General features: G+C 67.2%; 8 protein-coding genes. All 8 read left to right on the top strand.

What is annotated here, in order from left to right; translation table 11 throughout:
* Positions 1 to 1,804 (top strand): hypothetical protein (locus D6689_00345; protein RMH45279.1); only part of this gene is annotated, 1,804 nt, incomplete at its 5' end.
* 122 nt (positions 1,805 to 1,926) lie between these two features.
* Positions 1,927 to 2,868, top strand: a complete 942-nt coding sequence (locus D6689_00340; GenBank protein RMH45278.1) for a ribose-phosphate pyrophosphokinase — start codon at positions 1,927 to 1,929, stop codon at positions 2,866 to 2,868.
* Between the two features lie 18 nt (positions 2,869 to 2,886).
* Positions 2,887 to 3,564, top strand: a complete 678-nt coding sequence (locus D6689_00335; protein ID RMH45277.1) for a 50S ribosomal protein L25 — start codon at positions 2,887 to 2,889, stop codon at positions 3,562 to 3,564.
* 3 nt (positions 3,565 to 3,567) lie between these two features.
* Positions 3,568 to 4,137 (top strand): aminoacyl-tRNA hydrolase, encoded by a 570-nt coding sequence (locus tag D6689_00330; protein ID RMH45276.1) that lies wholly within the window; start codon positions 3,568 to 3,570, stop codon positions 4,135 to 4,137.
* 65 nt (positions 4,138 to 4,202) lie between these two features.
* The gene (rpsF, locus tag D6689_00325) at positions 4,203 to 4,730 is read left to right on the top strand and encodes a 30S ribosomal protein S6 (protein RMH45275.1); all 528 of its coding nucleotides are present in this window, start codon (positions 4,203 to 4,205) and stop codon (positions 4,728 to 4,730) included.
* Between the two features lie 3 nt (positions 4,731 to 4,733).
* Positions 4,734 to 5,033 carry a 30S ribosomal protein S18 gene (rpsR, locus tag D6689_00320; GenBank protein RMH45274.1) on the top strand — a complete coding sequence of 100 codons (300 nt, stop codon included), beginning with the start codon at positions 4,734 to 4,736 and terminating at the stop codon, positions 5,031 to 5,033.
* Between the two features lie 16 nt (positions 5,034 to 5,049).
* Positions 5,050 to 5,499, top strand: a complete 450-nt coding sequence (locus D6689_00315) for a 50S ribosomal protein L9 (GenBank protein ID RMH45273.1) — start codon at positions 5,050 to 5,052, stop codon at positions 5,497 to 5,499.
* 120 nt (positions 5,500 to 5,619) lie between these two features.
* Positions 5,620 to 7,026, top strand: coding sequence for a replicative DNA helicase (gene dnaB / locus D6689_00310; GenBank protein ID RMH45272.1), 1,407 nt, complete (start codon positions 5,620 to 5,622; stop codon positions 7,024 to 7,026).
* Positions 7,027 to 7,030 lie beyond the last annotated feature (4 nt).

Raw genomic sequence — 7,030 nt, 5'->3', positions numbered from 1 at the left:
GCCCGCGCCCGCCGCCGCGCCGGCGCAGCCCGCGCAGCCCGCGCCCGCCGCGCAGCCCGCGCCCGCCGCCGCGCCGGCGCAGCCCGCGCAGCCCGCGCCCGCCGCGCAGCCCACGCCCGCCGCGCAGCCCGCGCCCGGGCGCCGCGTCTCCGAGATCACGCGCGCGACCGAAGCGGACTACGTGCAAGGCACGTGCGCCACGCCCTACGAGGCGATGCTCCAGCTCCTGTACTGGGTCCAGCCGGGCACGCGCGTGGACGAAACCCAGGCAGCCGCGTGTTTCGACCCGACCGGAGCCCCCGACCCGTCGCGGCTTCCCGACCTGGCGCGCAAGCTCAAGCTCGCGCTCGACGCGAAGGGGCTGTACATCGACGTCGAATCGATCCCGAAGGACCCCGACTATCGCGACGATTCCGGGATCCGGCGCTGGCGCCTTCCCGACGACGGGCGCATCGAGATCGTCAAGAAGGGGGACCGCTGGCTGTTCGCGCCGCGCACCATCCGGCAGATCGAGGAGATCTACGCCGAAGCGGTGCCGCCGTTTTTGTCGGCGCTGCTCGCTCGCCTGCCCGCGTGGACGCGCAACAGCATCGGCCCGATCGAGGCCTGGCAGATCGTCGGACTGCTGCTGATCCTGTCGATCGGCGTCATCCTGCGCAAGATCGTCGTCCACTTCATCCGCACCTGGGTCGGCCGGACGCTCGGCCGCCTGCACGTGCCCTGGATCGACAAGGCGTTTACCCGCATCGACCGGCCGATCGGCGGCCTCGCGATGGCCGGTGTGTTCTACGTCATGTTCCCCTGGCTGCAGTTCTCGGTGCGGACCAGCCAGGCGGCGCGCATCGCGACCCAAGTGCTGGCCGTGTTCTCGGCCGTGTGGCTGGGTTACCGGCTCATCGATGTCCTGTGCGACTGGCTCGCGAGCAAGGCGGCGGAGACCGACACCAAGCTCGACGACCAACTCGTGCCGATGCTGCGCCGCGTGCTGAAGGTGTTCGCGGTCGTCGTCGGCGGCATCTTCATCTTGCAGAACCTCAACGTGAACGTCGGGTCGCTGCTCGCCGGCCTGGGACTCGGCGGCCTGGCGTTCGCCCTCGCCGCGCAGGACAGCATCGCCAACATCTTCGGCTCGCTGGTCATCTTCATCGACAAGCCATTTCAGATCGGCGATTGGGTGGTGATCGGCGGCGTCGAAGGCGTCGTCGAGGAGGTCGGATGGCGCACGACCCGCGTGCGGACGTTCTACGACTCCCTGGTCACCGTGCCGAACGCCCAGATGACCAAGGCGTCGATCGACAACTACGGCCGCCGCCGCTACCGCCGGTACAAGACGACGATCGGTCTGACCTACGACACGCCGCCGGAAAAGGTCCAGGCGTTTTGCGAGGGCGTCCGCGCGATCATCGCCGGCCTGCCGGGAATGCGAAAGGACTACTATCTCGTCGAGTTCCGGGACTTCGGCGACAGCGCGCTCGAGATCTTCTTGTACTGCTTCATGGACGTGCCCGACTGGTCGGCCGAGCTGCGCACGCGGACGCACCTGAACCTCGAGATCATGCGGCTCGCGGCCGAACTCGGCGTGTCGTTCGCGTTCCCGACGCGGACGGTGCACGTCGAGACCCTTGCGGTCCACACGGAGCGCCCCAGCCCCAGGCCGCTGGGCCGCGACGAGCTGCGGCGGGTGATCCAGCAGTTCGGCCCCGGCGGCGCCGCGGCACGTCCCCATGGCCTCCAGATTTCAGACGGTTACGACTCCGGAAGCCACGTCGCCAAGGGCAGCGACGCCGACGGCTCGGCCTCGTGACGGCGCCGGCCCCCCACCGGCGGCCGCGCCAACGCCGCGAGATCCCCTTAGCAGTTGACGCCGAGCGCGTAGATGTGTAGATCCGCGCCTCTACCCCGTCGGCGGGGTTCCGGAGACCGCGCATGCTCAAGGCGCTCAGCATCTTTACAGGCCACGCCAACCCCGCGATCGCGGAGCAGATCTGCCAGTACGTCGAGATCCCGCTCGGCCGCGCCGAGGTGACCCACTTCGCCGACGGCGAGATCTACGTCGAGATCGGCGAAAACGTCCGCGGCGCCAACTGCTTCATCGTTCAATCGACCTGCTCGCCGGTCAACCAGCACCTGATGGAGCTGCTGATCATGATCGACGCGCTCAAGCGCGCGTCGGCCGGGCAGATCGTCGCGGTCGTCCCCTACTTCGGCTACGCCCGACAAGACCGCAAGGTCCGCCCGCGCACGCCGATCAGCGCCAAGTTGGTCGCGGACCTGATCACGGCCGCCGGCGCCGACCGCGTGCTGTCGATGGACTTGCACGCCGGCCAGATTCAGGGGTTCTTCAACATCCCGTTCGACCACCTGTTTGCCATGCCGGTCATGCTCGACCACCTGCGGCCGCGCTACGAGGGCGACTGCGTCGTCGTATCGCCGGACGCCGGCGGCGTCGAGCGAGCCCGCGCGTACGCCAAGCGCCTCAAGGGCGACCTGGCCATCATCGACAAGCGCCGCAGCGGGCCGAACGTGTCCGAGGTGATGAACATCGTGGGCGACGTCAAGGGACGCCACTGTGTCATCGTCGACGACATCATCGACACGGCGGGTACCCTGACGAATGCGGCCAACGCGATCATGGACGCCGGTGCCGCGTCCGTCGCGGCCGCGGCGTCCCACCCCGTGTTCTCAGGGCCCGCGATCGACCGCATCCAGTCGTCGGCGCTGTCCGAGGTGATCGTCACCGATACGATCCCGCTGCGCGACAACGCGAAGCAGTGCGCGAAGATCCAGCAGGTCTCGGTGAGCCGACTGCTCGGCGAGGCCGTCAAGCGCATCCACCACGGCGACTCGATCAGCTCGCTGTTCATCTAGAGAGGCGAAGGAAACACCATGGAAGTCGGAAAACTCACCGTTTCGGCGCGCGACCAGTTCGGCAAGGGCCCGAGCCGCCGCTACCGCGCGCAGGGCCTCGTCCCGGGCATCTGCTACGGCCACGGGCTCGAGTCGCCGCTGCCCATCGTCGTGAGCCCGCGCGCGTTGCGCGCCGCGCTCGACCCGGTCAAGAAGCGCAACACGGTCATCCAGGTGACGGTGGAAAACGGCCAGGGCACGCAGACGTTGACGGCCATGCTCAAGGACGCCCAGATCCACCCGCTCCGCCGGGAAATCGAGCACGTCGATCTCATTGCAATCGATACGACCAAGCCGGTCGAGGTCGAAGTGCCGATCGAACTCACCGGCAAGGCCAAGGGCGTGGTCGACGGCGGGATCCTCAACGTCGTGCTGCGCCGGATCACCGTCGTGTGCACGCCCGACAAGATCCCGACCGAGTTCAAGCTCGACGTGACCAATCTCGAAATCGGCGACGTATTCCACATCAGCGACATCGACTTCCCTGAAGGCGTCGAACCGGGCATGTCGCCGAAACTCGCGATCGTCACGTGCGTGGCGCCGCGCGAGGAGGAGGGCAAGGGCGCCGGGCCGGCCGAAGCGGCCGAAGCGAGCGACGCCGCGCCAGCCGACAAGAAGGACGAGGGCAAAGCCAAGGACGAAGCGGCCAAGGAGTAACCGGTGTGGCTCGTCGTCGGGCTGGGCAATCCCGGCCCCCGCTACGAGCGAACCCCGCACAACATCGGCTTCCGTGTCGTCGATCGACTGGCGGAACGCCACCGGATCGGCGGGTTTCGCGACAAACACGGCGGCCAGCTGGCGACCGGAACCATCCGCGATACACGCGTCCTGTTGTTGAAACCAATGCAGTACATGAACCTCAGCGGCCATGCGGTCCAACGCGCGGCAGCCTTTCACAAGGTGCCAGCCGAGCGCATCGTCGTCGTGCACGATGAGATCGACTTCCCGTTTGGCCGCGTGAGGGTGAAGTCGGGCGGCGGTCACGGCGGCCACAACGGCCTGCGGTCGATCCTCGAACAACTCGGCGAGGACGGGTTTCAGCGCGTCCGCTGCGGCGTAGGCCGCCCCGACCGGGACCACGGGCCACGAGTACGAGACTTTCTGCTGAGCGACTTTCCGGCGGACGTCGAACCGGAGGTCGACGCGCTCACCGATCGCGCCGCGGACGCGGTCGAGGCGGTCGTCACCGACGGCGTGCGCAATGCGATGAACCGCTTCAACGCGATGTAGCGACACCTTCTGCTCGGAGCGCGTTGCCGGCGACTCCGGGCTGATCAATCCACAGGAGGACACCGATGGCAGACATCCAGAGCCTGGCCGACGCGCCGGGCAAACAACGAGAATACGAGACGATCTTCATTCTCGATCCCGACACCGCCAACGACGGCGTCGCCAAGGTCAACGAGCGCGTCAAGAGCGTCATCGAGGGCCAGGGCGGCAAGGTGTTGCTGGCGGACAACTGGGGCAAGCGCCGCCTTGCATACCCGGTCGCGAAACATCAGCGCGGCATCTATCTGTATTGGCAGTACCTGGGCACCGCCGGGCTGGTGCGCGAACTCGAGCGGAATCTGCGCATGCTCGACTCCGTCGTTCGCTACCTCACGGTCAAGATCGACGAGAACGTCGATCCGGAGGCGCGCCCGTCTCAGATGGACGACGAAGCGTACGCGCGCGCGGCCGAAACCTTCGAGGCCCCCGACGAGCCCGAAGCCGACGAGCTGGCCGCCGCGTCCAACGACGATCTGGACAACGACACCGGCGACACTGACGACGACACTGACGACGACGTTGACGCCAACGCCAGCGACAACGAGGGAGAGTGAGCCATGAGCGAAGCCGCCACCCGTACCGACGCCGATCGTTCCGCCCGCGACAGTGACGACCGCGCGGCCCGCCTGCGGCTCGGTGGCCGCCGCCGCCGCAAGGTGTGCCGCTTTTGCGTCGACGCGGACGTGACCATCGACTACAAGAGCCCGCAGACGCTCAAGTACTTCATCACCGACCGCGGCAAGATTCTGCCGCGCCGGATCACCGGCAACTGTGCCAAGCACCAGCGGGCGCTGGCGCTCGCGATCAAGCGGTCGCGCATCATCGCGTTGATGCCGTTTACGGCGACTGGCCGCTAGGAGGAACCCGATGCCGATGGAAGTCATCCTCACCCAGGACATCGAACACCTCGGCTCGGCCGGCGAGGTAGTCACGGTCAAAAACGGCTACGGGCGCAACTACCTATTGCCGCAAGGCCTCGCCATCGCGGCGACGCGCCGCAACAAGGCCAAACTCGAGCACGATCGCGCGGCCATCGAGCGGCGCGTCGCAAAACAGCGCGCGGACGCGCAGGCGATCGCGGACCGCCTCAACGGCATGACGCTCAAATTCGAGCGCCGAGTCGGCGAGGACGACAAGCTGTTCGGCTCGGTCACTTCGCGAGACATCGCCGATCAGCTCGCGGTGGCGGGCATCGAGATCGACCACCGCAAGATCGTGCTGCCTGAACCAATCAAGTCCCTCGGCAAGTTCGAGGTGCCCGTCAAAGTCGGCTCGGGCGTCGAGGCGACGCTCAAGTTTTGGGTCGTCGCCCAGGCTGACTGACGCGGGTGCCGATGGACGCCGCCGCGCGCGTGCTCGCCGCCGCGCGCGGCGGCGCGGTGCTCCATCCACAGGAAACACACAGGGGGTTTCCGCGGCCCCCGATCCGGGTAAGCTCAGCGCGTGTCGTCCTCACGCCGAGTCCTGCCTCACAACCTCGACGCGGAAAAGTCCGTTCTCGGCGGCATCCTGCTGCGCAACGACGCGCTGACGCAATTAGCCACCCTCGAAGAGGAGGACTTCTACGACCCGAAGCATCGGGCCGTGTTCGCCGCCATGCGCGCGCTCGAGGCCAAGGCGCGCCCGATCGATCCCGTGACCCTCGAGGAAGAACTCGCCGCGTCGGGCAAGCTCGAAGCCGTCGGGGGACTCGCGTTTCTGTCGGAACTCGCCATCGCGGTCCCGACCGCCGACAACATCACCCACTACGCGGAGATCGTCCAGGACAAACACGCGGCCCGCAAACTGATGCTCGCCGCATCGGAGATCGCCGCCAAGGGCTACGGCGACTACGGCGACATCGGCGACTACCTCGACGAAGCCGAGACGCGCATCTTCGAGGTCACGCAGCGAACGCAACGCGGCGCAGCGAAGAACATCAAGACATTGCTCAAGAGCGTGTTCGAATCGCTCGACAGCCGGTTTGCCGCGACCGATGGGATCACTGGCATCCCGACCGGCTACCACGAACTCGATCAACGAACGGCGGGACTGCAGCCGTCCGACTTGGTCATCCTCGCCGCGCGCCCGGCGATGGGCAAGACGTCCCTCGCGATGTCGATCGTGCAAAACTGCGCGCTCGGCCACGGCATCCCCGTACTGGTGTTTTCGCTCGAAATGTCGTCGACGCAGCTCGCCGAGCGCATGCTGTGCTCGGAGGCGCGCATCGACTCGTCGTTGCTGCGGCGCGGCCAACTCCAGCGCCAGGACATGACGAACCTCACTTACGCCGCGAACAACCTGTCGAAGGCGCCGATCTACATCGATGACACGCCCGCGCTCAGCGTTCGCGAAGTGCGCGCCAAGGCGCGACGGTTCGTCGGTAACCGGGAGCTGTTCCCCAATGGGGACGCGCGCGCGCTCGTGGTCATCGACTACCTGCAGCTGATGCGCGGCACGAATCTGCACAAGAACGCCAACCGCGAGCAGGAGATCTCCGAGATCTCGCGCGGCCTCAAGGCGCTGGCCAAGGAGATCAACTGTCCGGTGCTCGCGCTGTCGCAGCTCAACCGAAGCCTCGAATCGCGCGCCGACAAGCGCCCGATGCTGTCGGACTTGCGCGAGTCCGGCGCAATCGAGCAAGACGCAGACCTCATCCTGTTCATCTACCGCGACGAGGTCTACTCGAAAGAAGCGTGCGAGCGGCCGGGCATCGCCGAAGTCATCATCGGCAAAAACCGGCATGGTCCCGTCGCGACCGTCGAGTTGCGCTTCGAGGGGCGTTACACCCGTTTCGACAACCTGTCGCATCGCGACGACGACTACGAGCCGCCGCCGAGCGCCCCGTCGCCCGACGCCGCCCCCTTCTGACCCC

Source organism: Deltaproteobacteria bacterium, from assembly GCA_003696105.1.
Taxonomy (GTDB): domain Bacteria; phylum Myxococcota_A; class Polyangia; order Haliangiales; family J016; genus J016.
This window is presented reverse-complemented; position numbering and strand designations above follow the sequence as displayed.

What these genes read in the sequence shown, in the direction of transcription:
- D6689_00340 (RMH45278.1), top strand. Translation starts at nt 1,927, where the DNA reads ATGCTCAAGGCGCTCAGCATCTTTACAGGCCACGCCAACCCCGCGATC.
- D6689_00335 (RMH45277.1), top strand. Translation starts at nt 2,887, where the DNA reads ATGGAAGTCGGAAAACTCACCGTTTCGGCGCGCGACCAGTTCGGCAAG.
- rpsF (RMH45275.1), top strand. Translation starts at nt 4,203, where the DNA reads ATGGCAGACATCCAGAGCCTGGCCGACGCGCCGGGCAAACAACGAGAA.
- rpsR (RMH45274.1), top strand. Translation starts at nt 4,734, where the DNA reads ATGAGCGAAGCCGCCACCCGTACCGACGCCGATCGTTCCGCCCGCGAC.
- D6689_00315 (RMH45273.1), top strand. Translation starts at nt 5,050, where the DNA reads ATGGAAGTCATCCTCACCCAGGACATCGAACACCTCGGCTCGGCCGGC.